The sequence below is a fragment of the Nonomuraea sp. WAC 01424 genome, from assembly GCF_003947315.1.
Lineage (GTDB): Bacteria > Actinomycetota > Actinomycetes > Streptosporangiales > Streptosporangiaceae > Nonomuraea > Nonomuraea spiralis.
In genome coordinates, this window is the sequence record NZ_QHHZ01000026.1 from 23,605 (window position 1) to 46,798 (window position 23,194).

Here is a 23,194-nt window from a genome sequence, read left to right on the forward strand (position 1 = left end):
GAAATATCTTGCCTTCGCATATAGTTAGCAAAGGTAATGAGACGTGCTAATGAACAACCAGCCCAAGATGGACCTGCGCAGCGACGCGGGCCTGGCCTCAGCCCTGCGCGTGTCGAACGCAAGGCTGACCAGGCGACTCCGGCGTCAGGCGGCGGCGCACTCGCTGACGCCCACCCAGTTCGCGACGCTCGCCGCCGTGGAACGGCATTCCGGGATAACCCCCGGCGAATTGGCCGAGCTAGAGAAGGTGCAGCCGCCCTCGATGACGCGCGTGATCGCCACGCTAGAGGAACGCGGCCTGGTCGCCCGCACCCCGCATCCGACCGACCGGCGCCAGGTGACCGTGACCGTGACCGAGGCCGCCCTGACGTTGCTGAAGGAGGAACGCCGTCGCAAGGAGGCGTGGCTGACACAGCGGCTGAAGGAGCTCTCACCGGAGGAGCGGTCGATCCTGCGGCAGGCGGCGCCGATCCTGGAGAAGCTCAGCAGGATATAGAGCCTGAGCAACCCAAGACCGGGATGTTCCGGTCGCTCAAGGTTCGCAATTACCGCATGTTCGCGGCAGGTGGCGCCGTCTCCAACGTCGGCACCTGGCTGCAGCGCACCGCCCAGGACTGGCTGGTGCTCGACCTGACCAAGGGCCCGCACGGCGTGGGAGGCAGCGCGGCGGCCCTCGGCCTGGCGACCGCGCTGCAGTTCCTGCCCATGTTGCTGTTCGGCCTCTTCGGCGGCGTGCTGGCCGACCGCTACCCCAAGCGGCCCATCCTCATCGCCGCCCAGTCGATGATGGCGGTGCTCGCGCTCACCATCGGCGTGCTGACGATGACCGGCACCGCGCAGGTCTGGCACGTGTTCGTGATGGCGTTCCTGCTCGGCATGATCTCCTGCGTGGAGGTGCCGACCCGGCAGGCGTTCGTGGTCGAGATGGTCGGGCGGCAGGACCTGCCCAACGCCATCGCCCTGAACAGCTCCATCTTCAACCTCGCCCGCGTGGTCGGCCCGGCGCTGGCCGGAATCCTGATCTCCGTGCTGGGCGGCACGGGACCGATCTTCCTGATCAACGCGCTCACGTTCGGCGCGGTGATCTCCAGTCTGATCTTCATGCGGAAGTCCGAGCTCAACCTGTCCGAGCCGGTGCCGCGGGCCAAGGGGCAGCTCCGGGAGGGGCTGCGGTACGTCCTGGGGCGGCAGGAACTGCTCATGCCGATCCTGCTGATCGCCTTCGTGTCGATGTTCTCGCAGTCGTTCTCGATGTCGATCGCGCTGATGGCCCGCGAGGAGTTCGGCGCGGGGGCGTCGTCGTTCGGGCTGGCGTCCAGCATGTTCGCGGTGGGCGCGCTGGGCGGCGCGCTGCTCGCGGCGCGGCGGGCCAGGCTCTCGCGCAAGGTGCTCTTCGCCGGGGCGATCGGGTTCGGGCTGTTCCAGGTGCTGACCGGGCTGGCCCCCTTCTACCCCGTCTATCTGCTGCTGCTCGTCCCGACCGGGATCGCGCTGATCACCATCAACACGGCCGCGAACGCCAGCGTGCAGATCGCCACGTCCCCCGAGATGCGGGGCCGGGTCATGGGCATCTACATGCTCGTCTTCACCGGCGGAGCGCCTGTCGGGGCGCCGCTGATCGGGTGGTTGTCGGAGCTGGGCGGGCCGCGTACGGGCGTGTTGTTGTCGGGCGTGCTCGTCCTCGTGGGTACGGGGCTCGCGGTGCTGATGACCAGGCTGATCGGCAACCGGATGGCCAGGCCGGCGCTGGCGATGGCATGACCGGGGCGTGATCCAGAACGTGATCCGGGGCGTGATCCGGGGTGCGGCCGGGGACAATCGCTTGACATGAGGCTGTTTGCGGCTGTGGTCCCGCCGGACGAGGTGCTCGACGAGGTCGAGCGGGCCGTGGCGCCGTACGTCGGGCAGGTGCCCGGGTTGCGCTGGCCGGGCCGCCCGACCTGGCACCTCACGCTGGCCTTCTACGGCGAGGTGCCCGACCGGGCGCTGCCCGACCTGGAGACGCGCCTGGCGCGGGCCGCCCACCGGCACACGGTGCTCGACGTGGCCCTCGCCGGGGCCGGGGCGTTCTCCTCCGCGCGGCGGGCCCGGGTGTTGTGGGCCGGGGTCACGGGCGACCCGCTGACCCGGCTGGCCGACTCGGCCCGCGCGGCCGGTCGCCGCGCGGGGGCCGTGCAGACCGACGAGAAACGGTTCCATCCGCACCTCACGCTGGCCAGGGCCCGGACGGACCTGGACCTGCGGGACCTGGTGGAGTCGCTGGCCGGGTTCGCCGGGACGCCCTGGCAGGCCGAGCGGCTGCACCTGTTCCGCAGCCACACCGGCCCCCAGGTGAGGTACGAGTCACTCGGAGAATGGGCGCTCGCACCCGTGAAGCGGGACTAGGCTCCAGGGCGTGGACCGTCCTCGCCCCTGGCTGCTGCCCGTCGTGCTCGGCCTGCTGCTCCTGATCGTCGTCCTCGGCGCCCTGCTGACCTGACGCCCGCGTACGGGATCACCAGGCGTAGTCCTCCGGCGCGGTGCGGTGACCGGGGAAGATCTCGTCGAGCCGGGCCAGAGTGGCCTCGTCCAGGTCGATCTCCAGGGTGTGCATGCTGCCTTCGAGCTGCTCCAGCGTGCGCGGGCCGATGATCGGGGCGGTGACCGCGCGCTGCCTGAGCAGCCAGGCCAGCGCCACGTACGCCGGGTCCTCGCCCAGCTCGTCGCAGAGCTTCTCGTACGCCTCGATCTTGTCCCGGTGCTTGTCCAGCTCCCTGACCATGGTGTCGGAGGCCGAACGGCCCTTGTCGATCTTGCGCAGGACGCCGCCGAGCAGGCCGCCGGCCAGCGGGCTCCACGGGATCACGCCGATGCCGTAGTCCTCGCAGGCGGGCAGCACCTCCAGCTCCACCGCGCGGGTGAGCAGGTTGTAGTGGCTCTGCTCGCTGGTCAGCCCGAACGTGCCGCGCCGCGCCGCCGTCTCCTGGGCCTTCGCGATGTGCCAGCCGGCGAAGTTGGACGAGCCGACGTAGATGACCTTGCCCTGCTGGCGCAGGATCTCCATGGCCTCCCAGAACTCCTCGAAAGGTGTGTTCCGGTCCACGTGGTGGGCCTGGTAGATGTCGATGTAGTCGGTCTGCATGCGCTTCAGCGAGGCGTCGCAGGCCCTGCGGATGTTCAGCGCCGACAGGCGGCGCTCGTTGGGCCAGTCGCCCATGTCGCCGTAGAGCTTGGTCGCGATGACCGTACGTTCGCGGCGGCCTCCGCCCTGGGCGAACCAGCGGCCCAGGATGTTCTCCGTGACCCCTTCGCCCTTCTTCCAGCCGTAGACGTTCGCGGTGTCGAAGAAGTTGATGCCCAGCTCGTGGGCCTTGTCCATGATCGCGAAGGAGTCTTCCTCCGAGGTCAGCGGGCCGAAGTTCATCGTGCCGAGGCAGAGCGGGCTCACCTGGAGGCCGCTGCGTCCGAGGTTGACATAGTCCATGGGGTCCACACTAAATACCTGGAGCGCGCTCCAGGCCATAGGTTGGAACCATGATCTCCGCGTGGTCGTCGTGATCGTCCTGCTCCGGGCCGCGGTGCCGCTCTTCCTGGCGATGGTCACGGGCATGGTCGGCACGCTGGTGGTCACGTCCGTGCTCGGCAATCACGACACGGTCGCGCTGGCCGCGTTCGCGGTGATGGCCGCGGTGCTCAATCCCGCCAGTGCCGCCGTGCAGGGCGCGTTGCGGGGGCTGGGGCCGTTCGTGGCGCCGTACCGGGACGATCCGGGCGCGGCGGTGCCCGTCGTACGTGACGCGCGCTGGCTCAGCCTGGTCATGGGCACGCTGGGGGCGGTCGCGGTGGTCTGCGTGCCCGTGCTCGCGCGAGTCAGCGGGGTGCCCGGCGAGGTGGTCGGCGAGCTGGGCCTGCTGCCCTGGTGTCTCGCCGCCTACCTGCTGGTCTTCGCCTCGACCGGCGGTGCGAGCACGATCCTGGTGGCGCTCGGGCGCAGCCGCGCCGTGCTCTGGCCGAGCCTGGTCTTCGGCCTGGTGCTGAGCGCGCTGACCGTGGTGCTGGTGCCGCCGCTCGGCCTCGACGGCGTGGGCGTGGCCTGGGTGGTCGCCGGGGTGATCGCCGCGGTCGTGGCGAGCGGGGACCTGCGCCGGGCGCTCGGGCGGCCGATCGGGCAGGCGCGGCCCCGGGTACGTGAGATCGTCCGCCTGGCCAGGGTCAGCGTGCCGCTGGCGGCGACCGTGCTGATCAAGTTCGGGGTGCTCGGGGTGGTCACGTTCGCCGCGAGCACCACCGGCGCCCGCGACACCGCCGCCCACGCGGTGCTGACCACGCTCACCGGGCTCCTCATGTTGGCCTCCCTGTCCGTGGCGCAGGCGTCGGTGCCCGAGGTGGCCCGCGCCCGGGACGTGGCCGGGGCGCGGCGGGCCAACCGCACCGCCGCGCTGCTCGCCGTCGCCGGCACGCTGGCCGGGGCCCTGGTGCTGCTCCTGCTGGGCGAGCAGGTGCTCGGGCTGTTCACCGGTGACGCGGCCGTACGCGAGCGGGCTCTCGGGCTGCTGCCCCTGATGTTGTTGTCGTCGCTGGCCGACGCCGCGCAGGCCGTGCAGGGCATCGGGCTCACCGCGCTCAAGCGGTCCGGGGCGAGCCTGGCCTACTTCGTCCTCGGCTACGGCGGGCTGCTGGCGGCCGCCGTACCGGTGGCGCGGACGTGGGGCATCACCGGGCTCTGGGTGGCCATGGCGGTGGCCAACATCCTGCTCGTGGTGCTCCAGGGAGCCGGGTTCCACCGCCACAGCGCCCGCGTGGGCGTGGCCGAGGCGGCGGCCTGAGCGTTCCGGGCGGAGTCGTGGGGCATGATGGCGAGGTGGGGGATGTCGTGTTCCGGATTCTGGCCGCCGTGGCGGCGACGTTCGCGCTGTCGGCGTTGCCGGCGGCTCCGGCGTGGGCGGACGACGACGGGCCGGAGAAGTTGTTCACGTTCAAGGACCGCGACATCACCGAGTCGAGCGGCCTGGCGGTCTCGCCCACCCACGCGAACGTCTACTACACCCACAACGACAGCTCGGCCGCCCCCGTCTTCTACGCGGTCGGCGGCGACGGCCGTACGAAGGCGACCTTCCACCTGCGGGGCGCCCAGGCCCGCGACTGGGAGGCCATGGCCGCGAGCCGCGACCCCGCCACCGGCCAGGGCGCACTCTGGTTCGCCGACATCGGCGACAACCTCGACGGCGCCTGGCCCGACGTGTCGATCTACAAGGTGACCGAGCCCCGCACGCTCAAGGACGCCACGCTGCCGGCCACCCGCTACCGCTTCCGGTACGCGGGCGGCGGACGCAACGCCGAGGGCATCATGATCAACCCACGCACCGGCCGCCTGTACGTCGTGTCCAAGGAGTTCTCCGGGTCGGTCTACGCCGCGCCCAAGAAGCTCAGCACCACCAAGGTCAACGTGCTGCGCCGGGTCGCCGCGGCCCCGATCATGGCCACGGACGCCGCCTACGCCCCCGACGGCTCCTCCTACGTCATCCGCACGTACTTCTCGGCCACCCTCTTCCGCCCCTCGGGGGAGACGCTGGCCAGGGTCACCATGCCGGAGCTGCGGCAGGCGGAGTCGATCGCCTACACCGCCGACGGCAAGGCGCTGCTGGTCGGCTCGGAGGGCCCGAACAGCCCGGTCTACCGTGTGCCGCTGCCTCAACGCGCCCAGGCCACGCGCACCCCCACGCCGAAGCCCGTCGCCGCCGAGGAGAGCGCGCGCCCGTCCGACACCACCGACGGGGGCGGCCTGTCCGCCAAGGACGTGCTGATCTGGCTGGCCGCGGCGGCGGGGGCGACCGGGGTGATCACCTTCATCGCCCGCCGCACCCGCTGAGCCGGGGTCTCACGGGTTGCGCATGGTGGCGGTGAACATGTCGCCGCGCAGCGCGCGCTCGACCACGTCGATCGAGCGTGACAGGCGCACCAGCCGCGGCCCCTCCTCGCGGTAGGTGTCGAGCACGGCCTCGATGGCGTGCGGCGGCAGGTGGCCCTTGAGGTCGACGGCCGCGCCGCGATAACCCGCCCTGGCCGCCTCGACCGCGGACCGCACGTGGTGCCTGGCCATGCGGGCCAGCGCCACCGGGTGGCGCCTGAGCACCTCGTAGGCCCGGTAGTCGGGCGGGACCGCGTCGAGCAGCCGGGCCACCGCCGAGGTCTCCCAGTCGGGGACGCTGGGCGGGCGGACCTCGGCGGGCCACTCTGGCGGGACGTACATGGGGGCCATCGTACTCATGTTCGATTCGCGGAGGTATGGCGGCAGGGGGGCCTTTACCAGGAAAATCAGGTGTGTGACGGAAAAAATCGGTGTCGTGGGGGCGGGGATCGTCGGGTTGGCCGTGGCGCGCGAGCTCGCCGCCTCCAGGGGCGCGGAGGTGACCGTCCTGGACAAGGAGGCCCGCGTCGGCGCGCACCAGACCGGGCACAACAGCGGCGTCGTGCACGCCGGGATCTACTACCCGCCGGGCTCGCTCAAGGCCAGGTTGTGCCGGGAGGGCGTGGCGCTGCTCAAGGCGTACTGCGCCGAGCGCAAGCTGCCCTACCGCGAGGTCGGCAAGCTGGTCGTGGCCAGTACCCGGGCCGAGCGCGCGCCGCTGCGCGCGCTGGCCGAGCGGGCGCGGGCCAACGGCGTGCCGGGCGTCGCCGAGCTGGACGCCCTCGCGCTGCGCGAGATCGAGCCGCACGCGGTCGGCGTCGCGGCGATCCACTCGCCGCACACCGCCATCGCCGACTTCCCCGCCGTCGCCCGCGCGCTCGCCCTCGACGTGGCGGAACTGGGCGGTTCGGTACGCCTGTCGCACCCCGTCAGGGCGATCCGCGAGACGTCGAGGGGCGTCCAGGTGCTGGCGGGCGGCCAGAGGTTCACCTTCGACCGGCTCGTGGTCTGCGGCGGGCTCGGCACGGACGCGGTCGCCAGGATGGCCGGGGCGCCGGGGGACGTACGGATCGTGCCGTTCCGGGGCGAGTATTACGCGCTGGCGGGGGCGGCCAGGGAGCTGGTACGCGGGCTGATCTATCCGGTGCCGGACCCGCGTTACCCGTTCCTGGGGGTGCACCTGACCCGGCACATCGACGACGAGGTGCTGGTGGGGCCGAACGCGGTGCTGGCCCTGGCCTACGAAGGCTACACATGGCGAAATATGCGAAATTTCGGTCAAATTGTGCGTTGGCCGGGAACGCTTCGCATGGCTCGCACCCACTGGCGTACCGGGATCAAAGAGGTCTACGGCTCTCTCGTCAAGAGTGCCTTCGTCAAGGCCGCCCGCCGCTACGTGCCCGAGCTCACCGCCGCCGACCTCGTCAGGACCGGCGGCGGCGTACGCGCCCAGGCCGTCGCCAGGGACGGCCGGCTGGTCGACGACTTCGTGGTGGACGTCCAGGGCGGCGTCGTCCTGGTCCGCAACGCGCCCTCGCCGGCGGCGACCTCAAGTCTGGCAATTGCCCGGCATATTGCCGGAATTGTTCCAGCACTCTCCCGATGAGGGCATCCTTGGATGTGATGGAATCACGCCTGCTGATCGTCGAGGACGACCCCAACATCCTCGAACTCCTCGCCGCGAGCCTGAGGTTCGCGGGCTTCGACGTGACCACGGCCAAGAGCGGCCTCGACGCCGTCAGCGCCGTGCAACGGCACCGGCCCGACCTCGTCGTGCTCGATGTCATGCTGCCCGACCTGGACGGGTTCGAGATCGTCCGGCGGATGCGGAGCGGCGGGCTGCACACGCCCGTGGTGTTCCTGACCGCCCGCGACGAGACCGAGGACAAGATCCGCGGGCTCACGATCGGCGGCGACGACTACGTCACCAAGCCGTTCAGCCTGGAGGAGGTCGTGGCCAGGATCCACGCGGTGCTCCGCCGTACGAGCGGGGACGCGCAGGCCGCGCCGCCCAGGCTGACCTTCGCCGACATCGAGCTGGACGAGGAGAGCCACGAGGTCTGGCGCGGCGGCAACGCCGTCTCGCTCTCGCCGACCGAGTTCAAGCTGCTGCGCTACTTCATGACGAACGCCGGGCGCGTGTTGTCCAAGCCCCAGATCCTCGACCACGTCTGGGACTACGACTTCAGGGGCGAGGTGGGCATCGTGGAGTCGTACGTCTCCGTGCTGCGCAGGAAGATCGACAACCGTAGCCCCCGGCTCATCCACACCCTGCGGGGCGTCGGATACGTGCTGCGCCTGCCGCCGAGCCCCTGATGAGAGCCCTGCCGCTGAGGGTCAAGCTGATCGCGGCGATGCTGGCCCTGCTCGGCTGCGGCATGACCTTCGTCGGCCTGGTCAGCGTCTCGGTGCTGCACGGCTACCTCATGGACCGGGTGGACAGCCAGCTCAACCTGCTCAGCGTGCGCATGCACAAGAAGGTCGTGAGCGACTGGCGCAGGGACCGGGAGACCCCGGATCGCCCGATCCTCATCGAGTCCGACGCGATCGCGCTGGTCAAGGAGCCGGGCGAGCAGTTCGTCCCGATGTTGCGCGACCGCGACGTGGACGTCAAGCCCAAGCCCGTACTGCGTGAGTCACCCGGGACCGACGCCTACACCGCGCCGGCCGTCGGCGGCGACGGCGAGTGGCGGGTGCTGCAGAGCGTCATCCAGCGGCGCACGCTGGTCGTCGCCGTGGACCTGGAGGAGGTGGACGCCATCACCCGGCGGCTCGTGCTGATCGAGCTGCTCGGCGGCGGCGGCATCCTGCTCATCCTGGCGGTGGCGGGCGTCACGATCGTGCGCCGCAGCATGCGTCCGCTCGGCCAGATCGAGCGTACGGCCGAGGCCATCGCGGGCGGCGAGCTGGGCCGCCGGGTGCCGGACGCCGACCCCCGTACCGAGGTGGGCCGCCTGGCCAGGGCGCTCAACGGCATGCTCGCCCAGATCGAGACCGCCTTCGCCGCGCGCTCGGCGTCCGAGGAGGCGGCCCGCCGCTCCGAGGACCGCATGCGCCAGTTCGTCGGCGACGCCTCCCACGAGCTGCGCACCCCGCTGACCTCGATCCGCGGCTTCGCCGAGTACGCCCGCCAGAATCCCAGCGCCGACCCCGCCGAGTTGATGCAGCGCGTGGAGAAGGCCGCGGGACGCATGAGCCTGCTCGTGGACGACCTGCTGCTGCTGGCCAGGGTGGACCAGCAGCGCCCGCTGCGGATGCGCCCGGTCGACATGCTGGCCCTGGTCGCCGACGCCGTGCACGACGCCCGGATCCTCGCGCCCGACCGTACGGTGAAGCTGGACGTGCTCGGCGGCGCGGCCCTCATCGTCTCCGGCGACGAGGTACGCCTGCGGCAGGTCATCAGCAACCTCATGACCAACGCGATCGTGCACACCGAGCCCGGCACCCCCATCGTCGTACGCGCCGGCGCGACCGACGACACGGTCTTCACCGAGGTCGCCGACAGCGGCCCCGGCCTGACCCCCGACCAGGTCGAGCGGGTCTTCGAACGCTTCTACCGCGCCGACTCGGCGCGCAGCCGCCGCCGCTCCTCCGAGGACCGCGGCAGCGGGCTCGGCCTGGCCATCGTGCAGGCGCTCGTCCAGGCCCACGGCGGGACCGTGACGCTGACCAGCTCGCCCGAGGAGGGCTCCACCTTCAGGGTCGAACTCCCACTCGCCTTGGAGTGACCCTTCAGCTAACCCTCAGGTGCCTGCGTCACTCTGGGTGTGTGACGAAACCCGAGCTCCGCGAGGTCCGCGAGGCGCTGATCATGGTGGTGGACGACGAGCCCAGCATCAGGGACCTGCTCTCCGCCAGCCTGCGATTCTCCGGGTTCGAGGTGCTGACCGCCGGCGACGGGCAGGAGGCCGTCGAGGTCGCCGAACGCGCCGCGCCCGACCTGGTGGTGCTCGACGTCATGCTGCCCGATCTGGACGGGTTCGAGGTGGCCAAGCGCATCGACGCGCCCGTGTTGTTCCTCACGGCCCGTGACGCCACCGAGGACAAGATCGCCGGGCTGCGGGTGGGCGACGACTACGTCACCAAGCCGTTCAGCCTGGAGGAGGTGCAGGCCAGGATCCGGGCGGTGTTGCGGCGTACCAGGACCGAGGGCGCGCCCGCGAGCCGGCTGAAGGTGGCCGACCTGGAGCTGGACGAGGACGCCCGCGAGGTGTGGCGGGCCAGCCGCCAGGTCCGGCTGTCGCCGACGGAGTTCAAGCTGCTGCACTACTTCATGGTCAACGCCGGCCGGGTGTTGTCGAAGGCGCAGATCCTCGACCACGTGTGGAACTACGACTTCGGCGGCGACGCGGGCGTCGTGGAGTCGTACGTCTCCTACCTGCGGCGCAAGGTGGACGACGTCGAACCCCGCCTGATCCACACCCTGCGCAGCGTCGGGTACGTGCTCAGGGAGCCCCCGCCCGCCGGATAGGCCCCGACTCGCGGTCACGCCCTGTGGACCGTCCCGGGCACTCACCGTAGCGTGGACCTGCGGGCCGCAGGTGTCGAGCGGCGTACCGCGGGAAGCGGGGTTGGCACCTATGGATCTGCTGGGCGCGTTGGAGTCGTTGCGCCGCCCGCTCGATCGCGAGCTGTTCCCGCTGGCGATCGGCGAGGCCGCGGCCGACCGGCGTGCGCTGCGCGAGCTGGCCGGTCAGCTCGACGACTACCTGCTGCCCAGGCTGCGGGCGATCGACGCGCCGCTGCTCGCCGTCGTCGGCGGGTCCACCGGGGCGGGCAAGTCCACGCTGGTCAACTCGCTGGTCGGGGCCGACGTGGCCGAGCCGGGCGTCCTGCGGCCCACCACGCTGGTGCCCACGCTCGTCGTCAATCCGGCCGACCGCGACTGGTTCGTGGGCCAGAACGTGTTGCCCGGCCTGTCCCGCGGCACCGGCGGTCCGGGCGGAGCGGGCGCGCTGCGCGTGGGCCCCTCCGACGCGCTCGGCGCCGGGCTGGCGCTGCTCGACGCGCCCGACATCGACTCGGTGGTGACCGCGAACCGGGAGCTGGCCGCCCAGCTCCTCGCCGCCGCCGACCTGTGGTTGTTCGTCACCACCGCCGCCCGGTACGCCGACGAGGTGCCCTGGAGCTTCCTGCGCTCGGCCCGCGAACGCAGCACGGCCCTCGCCGTCGTCCTCGACCGGATCGCGCCCGAGGCCGTCGAGCCCCTCTCCCGCGACCTTGACCGCCTCCTGGCGGAGAACGGCCTGTCGGGCACCCGGCTGTTCACCGTGCCGGAGGCCGCGCTGCCCGACGAGAAGGCGCGGCTGCCGGAGGAGTCCGTACGGCCCATCGTCTCCTGGCTCACGGGGCTGGCCGCCGACGCCGCCGAACGCTCCCGGGTCGTCCGCCAGACGTTGTCGGGCGCCCTGGACAGCCTGGACACCCGCGTCCCCGCGCTGGCCACGGCCGTCGAGCGCCAGCAGGCCGCCTTCGACGGGCTGCGGACGATCGTGACCGGCGCGTACGCGGGCGGCATGGCCGACTTCGACGAGGGCATGCGCGACGGGTCGCTGCTGCGCGGCGAGGTGCTGGCCCGCTGGCAGGACTTCATCGGCACCGGCGACCTCATGCGTTCCCTGGAGAGCCGGGTGGGGTGGCTGCGTGACCGGATCGTCGGCTTCTTCACCGGCCGCGCCCCCGCCGCCGAGCTCAAGGACGCCCTGGAGAGCGGCGTCGAGCCGCTGATCAGGGGCGCGGCCGACGGCGCCGCCGAACGCGCGCTCGAAGGCTGGTCCGCCGCGCCGGGCGGGGGCGGGCTGCTCGACCGGATCGGCGCCGTCGAGGCCGCGCGGCTCGGCCGTGCCTCGCCCGACCTGGGAAAACGGGCTGAGGCCGCGGTGCGCGGCTGGCAGGAGTTCGTCCTCGACCTGGTACGCGAGGAGGGGGCGGAGAAGCGCACCACCGCCCGGATCGCCTCGTTCGGGGTGAACGGGGCCGGGCTGCTGCTCATGCTGGCGGTGTTCGCCTCGACCGGCGGGCTGACCGGGATCGAGGTCGGCATCGCGGGCGGTACGAGCGTGTTGTCGCAGAAGTTGCTGGAGGCCGTGTTCGGCGACCAGGCCGTGCGCTCGCTGACCACGCGGGCCCGCGAGGACCTGCGGGAACGCGTACGGGTGCTGCTGGAGGAGGAGGCCGCCCGGTTCACCGTCCGGCTGGAGACCGTCGAACCGCCCCGGGGCACGGCCGACGCCCTGCGCGCCGCGGCCCACGCCGTCCGCGACCGCCGTACCGAACTCCCCGCCCCCACCGCACCCACGGTCGAGTTGCCCGCTCCCGACCTCGGGGAGGAGGCGTGAAGCTGCTGCGCCGCAAGGAGGGGCCCTCGCTCGACTCCCGGCTGGCCGCCCTGCTGGAGGCCGCCGAACTGGGCGAGGGACGCCTGCCCGAGCAGGACGTGTCCGCCGCCAGGTCCGTCGCGGAACGGGCCGGGACCCGCCGCAGCCTCTCGGTGGACCACACCGTGGCCGCCCTGGCGGGCGCGACCGGCAGCGGGAAGTCCTCGTTGTACAACGTCCTGGCCGGGGAGGACCTGGCCGCCGTGGGTGTCACCAGGCCCACGACCTCCACCGCCCAGGCCGCCCTGTGGGACGGCGAGGGCGCGGGCCCGCTGCTGGACTGGCTCGACGTGCCGCTCCGCCACTCCGCCCCCGAAGCGCCCGGGATGTCCGGTCTCGTGCTGCTCGACCTGCCCGACCACGACTCCATCCGGCTCTCCCACCGCCTGGAAGTGGACCGCCTGGTCGCGCTGGTCGACCTCCTGATCTGGGTCGTCGACCCCCAGAAGTACGCCGACGCGGCGCTGCACGAGCGCTACCTGCGCCCGCTGGCCGCACACCGCGACGTGATGCTGGTGGTGCTCAACCAGGTGGACCGCCTGCCTCCACAGGCTGTGGACCGCTGCCTGGCCGACCTGCGCCGCCTGCTGGAGGAGGACGGGCTCACGGGCGTGCCCGTGCTGGCGGTCTCGGCCAGGACGGGCGCCGGCGTGCCGGAACTGCGTTCGATCCTGGCCGACCGGGTCGCCGAACGCGAGTCGTGGGCCGCCCGCCTGGCCGCCGACGACCGGCCCGCCGCCGGTCACCTGGCCGTGGACGGCTCGCGTACGGTTCCCGCCAAGCAGGCGGCCGGGCTGGACCGGCGGCTCACGGGCGCGTTGTCGGCCGCCGCCGGGGTGCCGCTCGTCCTAGAGGCCGTGGCCAAGGGGCACCGGCACCGGGCCGTGGTCGCCACCGGCTGGCCGGTTACCCGGTGGTTGCGCAGGTTCCGTCCCGATCCGTTGCGCAGGCTCAGGATCGGGGTGGGGAAGCCGGACAAGGAGATCGTGGGGCGTACGTCCGTGCCGGCGGCGTCGGCCGTACAGCGGGCGCAGGTCGAGACGGCGATCAGGGACGTCGGCGAGGCGGCCGCGGTGGACCTGCCCGGCCCGTGGGCGGCCGCGGTGCGGCAGGCGGCGCGCTCGCGCTCCCCGGAGCTGGCCGACGCGGTGGACCGGGCCGTGGGCCGGACCGCCACCGGCGCGACCCGCCGGCCGCGCTGGTGGCGGATGGTGAACGTGCTGCAATGGCTGGTCTTCGCCGCCATGGCGGCGGGCGCCCTGTGGCTGGGCGTGTTGTTCGGGATGGACTACCTGCGCCTGCCGCAGCCGCCGCTCCCGACCGTGGGCGCGGTGCCGTGGCCGACCGTGTTGCTGGCGGGCGGCGCGCTGGCCGGGGTGCTGATCGCGATGTTGTCCCGCCTGGCGGCGTGGGCGGGCGGGCGGCGCCGGGCCAGACGTACGGCACGGGCCCTGCGCGCCGCGATCGGCCAGGTCGGCGAGGAGTACGTGCTCGCCCCGGTGGCGGCCGAACTGGCCCGCTACACCCACTTCACCGAAGCCGTCACCATCGCCCGCTCCTGACCACCTCGCCTCACCGCGCCCGGTCGCGGGTGAGCAGCGGGGCCGCGAGCAGCGCCCCCAGCAGGGCGGACCCCGCGCCCACCAGGAACGGCGCCGACTCCCCGAACCACTGCCCGGCCACCCCCGCCACCCCCGACCCGCCCGCGGCGCCCATCCCCACGGCCGTGGACAACCACCCGAACGCCTCCCCCTGCGCCCCCGGCGCGAACCGGTCCACCAGCAGCGACGACGTGGTCAGTGCCGGGTTCAGCACCAGCCCGCCGGCGAAGAGCACCACCCAGAACACCGGTAACGACCCGGCCACCGCCAGCGGCGCGAGCACGACCCCGAGCACCAGCATCAACCCCACCAGCCGCGCCCCAGGCGAGGACGCCCACGTACGCGCCCCGTACCCGGCCGCCCCCGCGATGCCGCCCAGCGAGAGTGCCGCCACCAGCAGCCCGGCGGCGGCGGGCACGTCCCGGGCCGCGGCCAGCGCGGGCGCCCCCACCTGGAGCGCGCCGATGGTCCCGCCGAGCAGGAACACCACGGCCAGCAACACGAACATCCCGCGGTCCCTGAAGACCCGCCCGCCCTCCCGTACGAGAGGCGCCCCGCCCACCCGCAGCGCCCGGGAGAAGGCCAGCGTGCCCGCCCCGGTGGCCACCGCCACCACCCCCAGCGCCAGCGAGGACGAGGCCACCGCGATCACCAGCCCGAACAGCAGCGGCCCGACCAGCATGGCCAGCTCCTGCACCAGGTAGACCAGGCTGTAGACGGCGGTGCGACCGGCGTCGGCCGCTCGCCGCCCCCACTCGACGCGCATGCTCACCGAGATCGGCGGCAACCCCGCCCCCGCGACCCCGGCCAGCACCACGTACGCCCACACCGGCCATCCGGCCGCCGCCCCGGCGACCAGCGCGATCAGTGCGGCGACGTGCAGGAACGCCGTCGTAGCGAGCACCGCCCGAGCGCCGCGCCGGTCGATGAGCCGCCCCTGCACGGGCCTGGCCGCACCCGCGCCGACCGAGAACGCCGCCGCGCACGTGCCCGCGAGCGCCAGCGACCCGAGCTCCGCCTGGACGACCAGCACCATCCCCACGGGCGCGACCTGCTGGGTGAGCTGGGACAGAAAGCCGAACACGGCCTGCGGGCCCACGCCGGGCAGCCGAACCAGCGCACGATATGGCACATTCCATCCCATAACCCCACGCTTACCCCAAGATCCCACCCTCGACCCCGCTCACACACGCGGAGGGGTTGGGGTCAGGTGGGGGCGAGGGTGGTGGCCACTGTGCGCAGGGTCGAGAGCAGTGGGCGGAGCAGTGGGTGGGCGTCGGAGCCTCGGCGGGTCGCGGCGAAGACGCGGCGGTCGGGCCCCTGCGTGTGGCGTACCACGACGCCCGGCAGCGCCATGTCCCGAAGCGCGAGCCGAGGTACGAGCGCCACCCCCGCGCCCGCCCCCACCAGCGCCACCACCGCGCGGAAGTCATCGGAGCAGTGGACGACATTGGGCGTGAAACCCACCTGCTGGCAGGCGAACGTGATGACGTCATGTACGGGATTGCCCGGGTACGGACCGATCCAGGTGTCGGCGGCGAGCGACACCAGCGTGGCCGACTCCGCCCCAGGATGCCCCTCGGGCAGGACGAGGTCGAACGGCTCGGCGTAGAGCGGGATGCGCGACAGCCGCTGGTCGGCGGCGTCGGGGCCGCCCCGGTACTCGACCGTCACGGCCAGGTCGACCCTGCCGTCGAGCAACATGGCGAGGCTGTGGTCGCCCTCGGCGTCGAGCACCCGGACCTGGAGGCGGGGCGAGGTGGCCCGCAGGACGGCGATGGCGGGGGAGAGCACGGCGCTGATCGCGGTGGCGAAGCAGGCCACGGTCACCTCGCCGGCCTCGCCCGTCGTGTACGCGGCCACCTCGGCCTCGGCGCGTTCGAGCTGGGCCAGCACCTCGTTGGCGTGGCCCAGCATGATCTTGCCCACGGCGGTGAGGTGCACGCCGCGGCCGTCGCGCGTGAACAGCCGGTGGCCCACCTCGTGCTCCAGCGCCACGAGCTGCTGGGAGACCGCCGACGGGGTCAGGTGCAGCGCGGCCGCGGCTGCGGTGACCGTGCCGTGGTCGGCCACCGCCCGCAGGGTCCGCAACCGCCGCGGGTCGATCACGCGCGACCCTCACCGCGTGAGGCGGCCTCGCTCGCCATCCGCCGCCGCCTTCCCCCGCTCAGGGCGCCTCGCCACCGCCGCTGCTTCAGGCGACGGCACCTTCTCGGGGGAGAATACTCAACCTCGGCGGGCCTGCACGAAGGCCGCCACGGCCCGGTCGACGTCCTCGGCCGAGTGGGCGGCCGAGAGCTGCACCCGGATCCGGGCCTGGCCGTGCGGCACGACGGGGTAGGAGAAGCCGATCACGTAGACGCCCAGGTCGAGGAGACGTTCGGCCATGGCCCCGGCCTCGGCGGCGTCACCGATCATCACGGGCACGATCGGGTGCTCGCCCGGCAGGATGTCGAACCCGGCCTCGGTCATCGCGCTCCGGAACCGCGCGGTGTTCGCGCGCAGCTGCTCGCGGGCCTCGCTGGAGGTCTCCAGCAGGTCGAGGATGCGCAGCGAGGCGGCGGCGATGACGGGGGCCAGGGAGTTGGAGAACAGGTACGGCCGCGAGCGCTGACGCAGCAGGTCGCAGATCTCCTTGCGGGCCGCGACGTAACCGCCGCTGGCGCCGCCGAGCGCCTTGCCGAGGGTGCCGGTGATGATGTCGACCCGGTCGGTCACGCCGTGCAGCTCGGGCGTGCCGCGGCCGGTGGGGCCGACGAAGCCGACGGCGTGGGAGTCGTCCACCATGACCATGGCGTCGTACCGGTCGGCCAGGTCGCAGATCTCGCGCAGCGGGGCGAGGTAGCCGTCCATGGAGAAGACGCCGTCGGTGACGATCAGCCGGCGGCGGGCGTCGGACGCCTCCTTGAGCCTGGCCTCCAGCTCGGCCATGTCGCGGTTGGCGTAGCGGAAGCGCTGGGCCTTGGAGAGCCTGATGCCGTCGATGATGCTCGCGTGGTTGAGCGCGTCGGAGATCACCGCGTCCTGGGCGTCGAGCAGGGTCTCGAACACGCCGCCGTTGGCGTCGAAGCACGAGCTGTAGAGGACGGTGTCCTCCATGCCCAGGAAGTCCGAAAGACGCGACTCCAGCTCCTTGTGCACCTCCTGGGTGCCGCAGATGAACCGTACGGAGGCCATGCCGAAGCCCCAGCGGTCGAGCGCCTGCTTGGCCGCCTCGACCACCTCGGGGTTGTCGGCCAGGCCCAGGTAGTTGTTGGCGCAGAAGTTCAGCACCTCGTGGCCGGCCACGCCGACCTGCGAGCTCTGGGGGGTGGTGATCACCCGCTCGGGCTTGAGCAGCCCGGCCTCGGTGATCTCGTCGAGCGTCGTACGCAGTTGCTCGCGCACGTTCGTGAACATCAAGCGCTCCAATCCAGGATGACCTTGCCCGTACGGCCGCTGGCGGCCGTGTCGAAGGCGGCGTCGAAGTCGTGGTACGGGAACCGGTCCGTGATCACCGGGGAGAGGTCGAGGCCCTTCTCCAGCAGGACGGACATGTTGTACCAGGTCTCGAACATCTCGCGCCCGTATACGCCCTTGATGGTGAGCATCGAGGTCACGACGGTGGCCCAGTCGATCGGGAACTCCTCGGCGGGAAGGCCGAGCATCGCGATCTTCCCTCCGTGCGTCATGTTCGCGATCATGGACCGCATGGCATCAGGGTTACCCGACATCTCCAGGCCCACGTCGAAGCCCTCGCGCATGCGGAGCTGGCTCATGCCCTCGCCGATCGAGGACCTGGAGATGTTGAGCGCGAGCGAGACGCCGAGCTTGCCGGCCAGTGCGAGGCGTTCGTCGCTGACGTCGGTGATCATCACGTTGCGGGCGCCGACGTGCGCGGCCACGGCCGCCGCCATCAGCCCGATCGGGCCGGCGCCGGTGATCAGCACGTCCTCGCCGACCAGCGGGAACGACAGCGCGGTGTGCACGGCGTTGCCGAACGGGTCGAAGATGGCCGCCACGTCGGGATGAACGGGAACCCGGTGCACCCAGACGTTCGAGGCGGGCAGCGTGACGAACTCGGCGAACGCGCCGTCCCGATTCACGCCGAGGCCGACGGTGTTGCGGCACAGGTGCCGGCGTCCGGCCATGCAGTTGCGGCATTTGCCGCAGACGATGTGGCCCTCGCCGCTCACCAGGTCGTCGACGGAGATGTCCTCCACGCCGGGCGCGCCCTCGACCACGTGGCCGCAGAACTCGTGCCCGACGACGAGCGGGAGCTTCAGCGTGTGCCGCGCCCAGTCGTCATATTTGCGGATGTGCAGGTCGGTGCCACAGATGCCGGTACGCAGCACCCGGATCTTCACCTCGCCCGGACCGATCTCGGGCTCCGGCACGTCCACCAGCCAAAGACCGGGCTCGGCCTTCTGCTTGACCAGCGCTTTCATCGTTCAATTCCCCCTGTTCCGAACCTAACGCACTGTGCCCGCTCCCCTCCGGACCTGTCCATCGAGGGATTCTTAAGTGCCCCCACAGCTCAGCTTCACGCGACAGCGGGACCAGGCACAATTACGAAATAAGCTTGAAGATGACCTGGCAGTCGACTCGGAGGTATCGGTGCGACAGCAGAGCGGCGACGCCTCCCTTCTGCGCAAGCTCAACTCGGCGGCCGTCCTGCGCGTGTTGCGCGGGGCCGACGTGGCCACGCTGTCCGAGCTGGCCAGGGCGGCCCGCGTGTCCAGGCCGACGGCCGAGGTCATCGTCGACGACCTGGTCACCGAGGGCTGGGCCGAGGAGTGCGAGGAGGAGGCCGGCGACCGCCAGCGGGGGCGTCCGGCCAAGCGGTTCAGGTTCCGGGCCTCGTCCGGCCACGTGCTGGGCGTGGGCATCGGCGGGTCCAGCCTGCGCGCGATGGTGGCCGACCTGAACGGCACGATCACGGCCACCCGACGCGCGCCCAACCACCGTGACATGCCGGCCTCCGAGCGGCTCGACGCGGTCGTCGCGCTGGCCGAGGCCACCGGCGCGCTGGCCGGGCTGGCCCTCGCGGACGTCACCGCCGTCGGCGTGGGCACGACCGGCACGGTCGACGGCTCGGGGCGCGTGGTGAAGAGCATCGCCCTGTCCGACTGGACCGGCCTCGACCTCCAAGGCGAGTTGTCGGCACGCATCCCGGCGCCGGTCCTCGTCGAGAACGACATGCGCCTCGCCGTCCTGGCCGAGCACTGGCGCGGCGCGGCCCGGGGCCGTGACGACGTCGTCTACCTGTTCACCGGCGACCGCATCGGCATGGGCCTGCTCATCGGCGGGCGGCCGTACCGGGGGGCGCACGCGGCCGGGGGCGAGATCGGCGCCCAGCCGCACAACAACTGGATCGCCTTCCGGCACGTCCTGGAGTACGCGATGGCCGTCGAGCCGGGGGAACTGCGTTCCAGCCGGCAGAGCGCCGAGTTCGCGATCGCCCGGGCCCGCGCCGGGGACGCGCGGGCGGGCCAGGCGGTCAGGGAGTTCGCTCGTGGCCTGGCGGCCGGCCTGATCACGGTGGTCAACCCGCTCGACCCGGACATGGTGGTCATCGGCGGCAGCCTGTCCTCGGCCGGAGACCTGCTGGTCGAGCCGGTACGCGAGCTGTTCGAGGAGTACTGCCTCTACCCGCCGGAGGTGGTGGCGTCGGGGCTGGGCAGCGAGTGCATCACCCTGGGCGCGGTCCGCTTCGCTCTCGACCAGGCCGATCGCCTGCTCTTTACGTAGACGACTTGGTTAATTAGGTAACCGTTCTGTCACGGCCATGTCGCTGAGCGACATCGATCCAGCAGTCATGCTCAGATCTGATCGCTTTAAGCTAGTTATTTGCATAAATCGGTACTAGCCTCCAGCCATCCCGACCCGACTGGAGGTGAGCGTGTGGCCGCTGTCACCCTGCTTGAGCGGCTGAAGCGCGACTGGACCCTGCTGGCGCTGTGCCTGCCCGGCGTCCTGTACTTCGTGGCCTTCTTCTACGTGCCCCTGCTGGGCAACGTCATCGCGTTCAAGGACTACGCGCCGTTCCTCGGCATCGTGGGCAGCCCCTGGGTGGGCCTGGACAACTTCGTGATGCTGCTGGAGGAGCCCGAGTTCTGGAGCGCGGTCGGCAACACCCTGCAGATCACGGCGCTCCAGCTCGTCCTCTACTTCCCGGCCCCGATCGCGCTCGCGCTCCTGCTGAACTCCCTGATCGGCCATCGCATCAAGCGGTTCATCCAGACCGTCGTCTACCTGCCGCACTTCCTGTCGTGGGTGGTCGTGGTCGCGATGTTCCAGCAGGTCATCGGTGGCGCCGGCACAGTCAGCTCGTTCCTGAACTCGCACGGGATCACCATCGGCAACCTGATGTCGAACGCGGACACGTTCAAGCTGCTCGTGACCGCCCAGGTGATCTGGAAGGACTGCGGCTGGGGCACGATCATCTTCCTGGCCGCGATCACCGCGATCGACATGAGCCAGTACGAGGCCGCCGCGATCGACGGCGCCGACTGGAAGCGCCGCCTGTGGCACGTCACGCTGCCCGGCATCCGCTCGGTCATCCTCATGATGCTCATCCTGCGCCTGGGCGACATCCTGTCCGTCGGTTTCGAGCAGATGGTCCTGCAACGGGAGGCCGTCGGCGCCGGAGCGGCCGAGGTCATCGACACCTACGTCTACTACCACGGCATCCGTGACGGTGACTGGGGCATGAGCACCGCGGCCGGCCTCATGAAGGGCCTCATCGGCGCGGCCCTCATCTACGCGGCGAACAAGCTCGCGCACCGCTTCGGAGAGCAGGGGATCTATCGATGAGGCGGCCGTGGATGGAGCGCCCGACCGTGGCCGGGCGCACGCTCAAGTTCGTCGTGCTGACCGCGATCACCGTGGTCGTGTTGTACCCGTTCGGGCTGGCCGTCGGCACGAGCCTGATGGGACGCGCGGAGAGCATCGCCAACGGCGGCAGCTACGTGCTCTGGCCCACGCACCCCACCTTCGAGGCGTACTCGCTGATCCTGTCCGGCGGCGCGGTCACCCGGTCGGTGCTGATCAGCATCGGCATCACGCTCACCGGCACCGCGCTCAGCCTGATCTGCACGGTCTTCCTCGGCTACGCGCTGTCCCGGCGCGGCATGCTCGGCGGCAAGCCGATCCTGCTCATGGTGCTGGCCACGTTCCTGTTCACGCCGGGCATGATCCCGAGCTACCTCATGGTCAAGGAACTCGGGATGATCGACACTTATCAGTCGCTCATCGTCCCGGTGCTGGTCAACGCGTTCAACGTGGTCGTCGTCAGGTCGTTCTTCCAGAACCTGCCCGAGGAGCTGTTCGAGGCCGCCCGCATGGACGGATGCGGCGAGTTCCGGATGATGTGGCGCATCGCGATCCCGCTGTCCAAGGCGGTGATCGCCGTCGTCGGCCTGTTCTACGCGGTCTCGTACTGGAACACCTTCTTCAACGCGATCCTCTACATCAACGACCAGACCAAGCATCCGATCCAGGTCGTGTTGCGGCAGTTCATCTTCCGCGGCACCTCGGCCACGGGCTCCGACGTCGCGATCGTGCGCGACCTGCCCGCCTCGTCGGTGCAGATGCCGGTGCTCATCATCGCGCTCGTACCGATCCTGCTCGCCTACCCCTTCCTCCAGAAGTACTTCACCAAGGGCGTCCTCACCGGCGCCATCAAGGGCTGAGAACCCGGGAGCACCAAATGTCATCCATCATGTCCCGTCGTGGATTCCTCGGACTCGCGCTCGCCGGCGTCACGGTCGCCGGGCTGTCGGCCTGCGGAGGTGAAGGCGGCGGCGCCGCAGGCGTGAAGAAGGGCGGCGCCGAGCTGTCCAAGAAGCTGGTGCTGCCGACGTACACGGCTGCCAAGATCCCCACGCCCGACCTGCCGATCGACGCGGGCCAGGACCCGGCGTACCTGAAGTACCCGAACGAGCTGGTCAAGTCCGTCGCCGCCGCGCCGGGCGACGGCAAGAAGATCACCTCGCTCACCCAGACCTGGGACGTCGCGCCGCCCGCACCCGGCCAGAACACCTACCTCCAGGAGCTGGGCAAGGCCCTCGGCTCCGAGTGGAGCATGAACATCGTGGTCGGCGACGGCTACCCCGACAAGTTCAACGCCATCATCGCCAGCGACGACCTGCCCGACCTGGTCTGGTTCCCGCCGAACCAGGGCCTGCAGCGGGTGCCCGAGCTGCTGGAGGCCAAGTTCCACGACCTGACCTCGTACCTGAGCGGCGACGCGATCAAGAAGTATCCGAACCTGGCGAACCTGGGCGACGTGACCTGGAAGTCCGCGGTCACCGACGGGAAGTTGTACGGCGTCGCGGTGGCGTACAGCAGGTTCGGGCAGGTGTTCCTGGTCAACCAGGACTACTGGCAGCCGGTCGGCGGCACGGCGTTCACCAGCGCCGACGACTTCCTGGACAAGGCCAAGCAGCTGCTCGACGTGAAGAAGAACAAGTACCCGCTCGAACCGTCCTACTACAACCACGTGCACATGTTCAGCCACTGGTACGGCGCCCCCAACACCTGGCGGCTGGCCGGCGGCAAGCTGACGCACCAGTTCGAGACGCCGGAGTACCAGGCCGCGCTGGAGCTCGCGGTCAAGTGCTTCAAGGCGAACCTGTTCTGGCCCGACCCGGCCCTGGCCACCATCAAGGACAAGGTCGCCAACGGCCAGATCGGCGCGTACGTCGAGTCGTTCCCCGGTTTCCTCAACGACGCCAAGACCCAGAAGTACAACCTGGGCGCGATCGTGCCCTTCGCGGCCACGCCGTCGTCCAAGCCTGTCTACAACGCCGGACTGGGCTCGGTCGGCTTCACCTCCATCAGCAAGAAGGTGGACCCCAAGCGCATCGAGACCCTGCTCGGCGTGCTCAACTACCTGACCGCGCCGTTCGGCACGGAGGAGTACCAGCTCGTCAACTTCGGCGTCGAGGGCACCCACTTCACCAAGAAGGACGGCGACCTCGCCTTCACCGACAAGGGCACGGCCGAGGTGCCGACCACGCAGCAGCCGCTCTCGTTCGTGATCGGGTCGCCGTCCGCGCTCTTCCTGCCCGGCCAGCCGGAGCGTACGAAGCTCATCCACGAGTTCGAGACCAAGATCGCACCTATGCTTCAGGAGCGCGTCACCACCGGCCACTTCTCGGACGCCTACACCCAGAAGAACGGCGAGCTGAGCACCATGGGCAAGGACATGGTCGACGACATCGTGACCGGCCGCAAGTCGATGTCGGACTGGCCGGCGTTCGTCAAGAAGTGGCTGAGCAAGGGCGGCGACGCGATGCGGGCCGAGTACGAGGCCTCCATCGCCAAGGGCTGACCGATCTACCGTT

Annotated in this window: 21 protein-coding genes; 15 read left to right on the forward strand and 6 right to left on the reverse strand. The window is 71.2% G+C overall.

Annotated elements, in window-relative coordinates:
• Window positions 1–49: 49 nt before the first annotated feature.
• The 3 genes from DMB42_RS48155 to thpR all read left to right on the forward strand — a co-directional run bounded on the left by DMB42_RS48155 (window position 50) and on the right by thpR (window position 2,385).
• A complete protein-coding gene (locus DMB42_RS48155) occupies window positions 50–496 on the forward strand; it encodes a MarR family winged helix-turn-helix transcriptional regulator (protein ID WP_221762696.1) in 447 nt (148 codons plus the stop codon).
• A gap of 23 nt (window positions 497–519) precedes the next feature.
• A complete protein-coding gene (locus DMB42_RS48160; protein WP_125647463.1) occupies window positions 520–1,761 on the forward strand; it encodes an MFS transporter in 1,242 nt (413 codons plus the stop codon).
• A gap of 66 nt (window positions 1,762–1,827) precedes the next feature.
• Window positions 1,828–2,385 carry an RNA 2',3'-cyclic phosphodiesterase gene (thpR, locus tag DMB42_RS48165; RefSeq protein WP_125647466.1) on the forward strand — a complete coding sequence of 186 codons (558 nt, stop codon included), beginning with the start codon at window positions 1,828–1,830 and terminating at the stop codon, window positions 2,383–2,385.
• Window positions 2,386–2,494: 109 nt separating this feature from the next.
• Here the strand turns inward: thpR and DMB42_RS48170 are convergent, their stop codons facing one another.
• On the reverse strand, window positions 2,495–3,463 hold the full coding sequence (locus tag DMB42_RS48170; protein ID WP_125647469.1) for an aldo/keto reductase: 969 nt from the start codon (window positions 3,461–3,463) through the stop codon (window positions 2,495–2,497).
• Window positions 3,464–3,524: 61 nt separating this feature from the next.
• On the opposite strand from DMB42_RS48170, the gene DMB42_RS48175 reads away from it, so the two are divergent.
• Together DMB42_RS48175 and DMB42_RS48180 are read left to right on the forward strand one after the other, a co-directional pair.
• Entirely contained in the window at window positions 3,525–4,805 is a 1,281-nt protein-coding gene (locus DMB42_RS48175) for an MATE family efflux transporter (RefSeq protein ID WP_185845256.1), read from the forward strand.
• 47 nt (window positions 4,806–4,852) lie between these two features.
• Window positions 4,853–5,848, forward strand: a complete 996-nt coding sequence (locus tag DMB42_RS48180; protein ID WP_260478370.1) for a hypothetical protein — start codon at window positions 4,853–4,855, stop codon at window positions 5,846–5,848.
• A gap of 9 nt (window positions 5,849–5,857) precedes the next feature.
• Here the strand turns inward: DMB42_RS48180 and DMB42_RS48185 are convergent, their stop codons facing one another.
• Entirely contained in the window at window positions 5,858–6,229 is a 372-nt protein-coding gene (locus tag DMB42_RS48185; protein ID WP_125647478.1) for a hypothetical protein, read from the reverse strand.
• Window positions 6,230–6,245: 16 nt separating this feature from the next.
• Between DMB42_RS48185 and lhgO the strand changes: the two genes are divergently transcribed.
• From lhgO to DMB42_RS48215, 6 genes are all read left to right on the forward strand, one after another.
• Window positions 6,246–7,493, forward strand: coding sequence for an L-2-hydroxyglutarate oxidase (lhgO, locus tag DMB42_RS48190; protein WP_125647481.1), 1,248 nt, complete (start codon window positions 6,246–6,248; stop codon window positions 7,491–7,493).
• A gap of 17 nt (window positions 7,494–7,510) precedes the next feature.
• Window positions 7,511–8,203 carry a response regulator transcription factor gene (locus DMB42_RS48195; protein WP_125647483.1) on the forward strand — a complete coding sequence of 231 codons (693 nt, stop codon included), beginning with the start codon at window positions 7,511–7,513 and terminating at the stop codon, window positions 8,201–8,203.
• Window positions 8,203–9,615, forward strand: coding sequence for a HAMP domain-containing sensor histidine kinase (locus DMB42_RS48200; protein WP_125647486.1), 1,413 nt, complete (start codon window positions 8,203–8,205; stop codon window positions 9,613–9,615). Before DMB42_RS48195 ends, DMB42_RS48200 begins: the two co-directional genes overlap by 1 nt.
• A gap of 83 nt (window positions 9,616–9,698) precedes the next feature.
• The gene (locus DMB42_RS48205) at window positions 9,699–10,358 is read left to right on the forward strand and encodes a response regulator transcription factor (protein ID WP_125647791.1); all 660 of its coding nucleotides are present in this window, start codon (window positions 9,699–9,701) and stop codon (window positions 10,356–10,358) included.
• 109 nt (window positions 10,359–10,467) lie between these two features.
• The gene (locus DMB42_RS48210; RefSeq protein WP_260478372.1) at window positions 10,468–12,225 is read left to right on the forward strand and encodes an ABC transporter; all 1,758 of its coding nucleotides are present in this window, start codon (window positions 10,468–10,470) and stop codon (window positions 12,223–12,225) included.
• Complete coding sequence (locus DMB42_RS48215; protein ID WP_125647489.1) at window positions 12,222–13,826, forward strand: YfjP family GTPase; 1,605 nt, start codon at window positions 12,222–12,224, stop codon at window positions 13,824–13,826. Before DMB42_RS48210 ends, DMB42_RS48215 begins: the two co-directional genes overlap by 4 nt.
• 10 nt (window positions 13,827–13,836) lie before the next feature.
• Here DMB42_RS48215 and DMB42_RS48220 read toward each other — a convergent pair whose 3' ends face one another.
• The 4 genes from DMB42_RS48220 to tdh all read right to left on the reverse strand — a co-directional run bounded on the left by DMB42_RS48220 (window position 13,837) and on the right by tdh (window position 18,292).
• Window positions 13,837–14,997, reverse strand: coding sequence for an MFS transporter (locus tag DMB42_RS48220; protein ID WP_185845258.1), 1,161 nt, complete (start codon window positions 14,995–14,997; stop codon window positions 13,837–13,839).
• Between the two features lie 74 nt (window positions 14,998–15,071).
• Window positions 15,072–15,974: a LysR family transcriptional regulator gene (locus tag DMB42_RS48225; RefSeq protein WP_125647494.1), complete on the reverse strand. Its 903-nt coding sequence runs from the start codon at window positions 15,972–15,974 to the stop codon at window positions 15,072–15,074.
• A 117-nt stretch (window positions 15,975–16,091) separates the two neighbouring features.
• A complete protein-coding gene (locus DMB42_RS48230; RefSeq protein WP_125647497.1) occupies window positions 16,092–17,264 on the reverse strand; it encodes a glycine C-acetyltransferase in 1,173 nt (390 codons plus the stop codon).
• Complete coding sequence (tdh, locus tag DMB42_RS48235; protein ID WP_125647500.1) at window positions 17,264–18,292, reverse strand: L-threonine 3-dehydrogenase; 1,029 nt, start codon at window positions 18,290–18,292, stop codon at window positions 17,264–17,266. The genes DMB42_RS48230 and tdh overlap by 1 nt, the downstream gene beginning before the upstream one ends.
• 169 nt (window positions 18,293–18,461) lie before the next feature.
• Here tdh and DMB42_RS48240 point away from each other — a divergent pair, with 169 nt between their 5' ends.
• From DMB42_RS48240 to DMB42_RS48255, 4 genes are all read left to right on the forward strand, one after another.
• On the forward strand, window positions 18,462–19,595 hold the full coding sequence (locus DMB42_RS48240; RefSeq protein WP_125647503.1) for an ROK family protein: 1,134 nt from the start codon (window positions 18,462–18,464) through the stop codon (window positions 19,593–19,595).
• Window positions 19,596–19,748: 153 nt separating this feature from the next.
• A complete protein-coding gene (locus DMB42_RS48245; RefSeq protein WP_260478373.1) occupies window positions 19,749–20,660 on the forward strand; it encodes a sugar ABC transporter permease in 912 nt (303 codons plus the stop codon).
• A gap of 11 nt (window positions 20,661–20,671) precedes the next feature.
• The gene (locus DMB42_RS48250; protein WP_260478374.1) at window positions 20,672–21,538 is read left to right on the forward strand and encodes a carbohydrate ABC transporter permease; all 867 of its coding nucleotides are present in this window, start codon (window positions 20,672–20,674) and stop codon (window positions 21,536–21,538) included.
• A gap of 17 nt (window positions 21,539–21,555) precedes the next feature.
• A complete protein-coding gene (locus DMB42_RS48255; protein WP_125647509.1) occupies window positions 21,556–23,181 on the forward strand; it encodes a hypothetical protein in 1,626 nt (541 codons plus the stop codon).
• Window positions 23,182–23,194 lie beyond the last annotated feature (13 nt).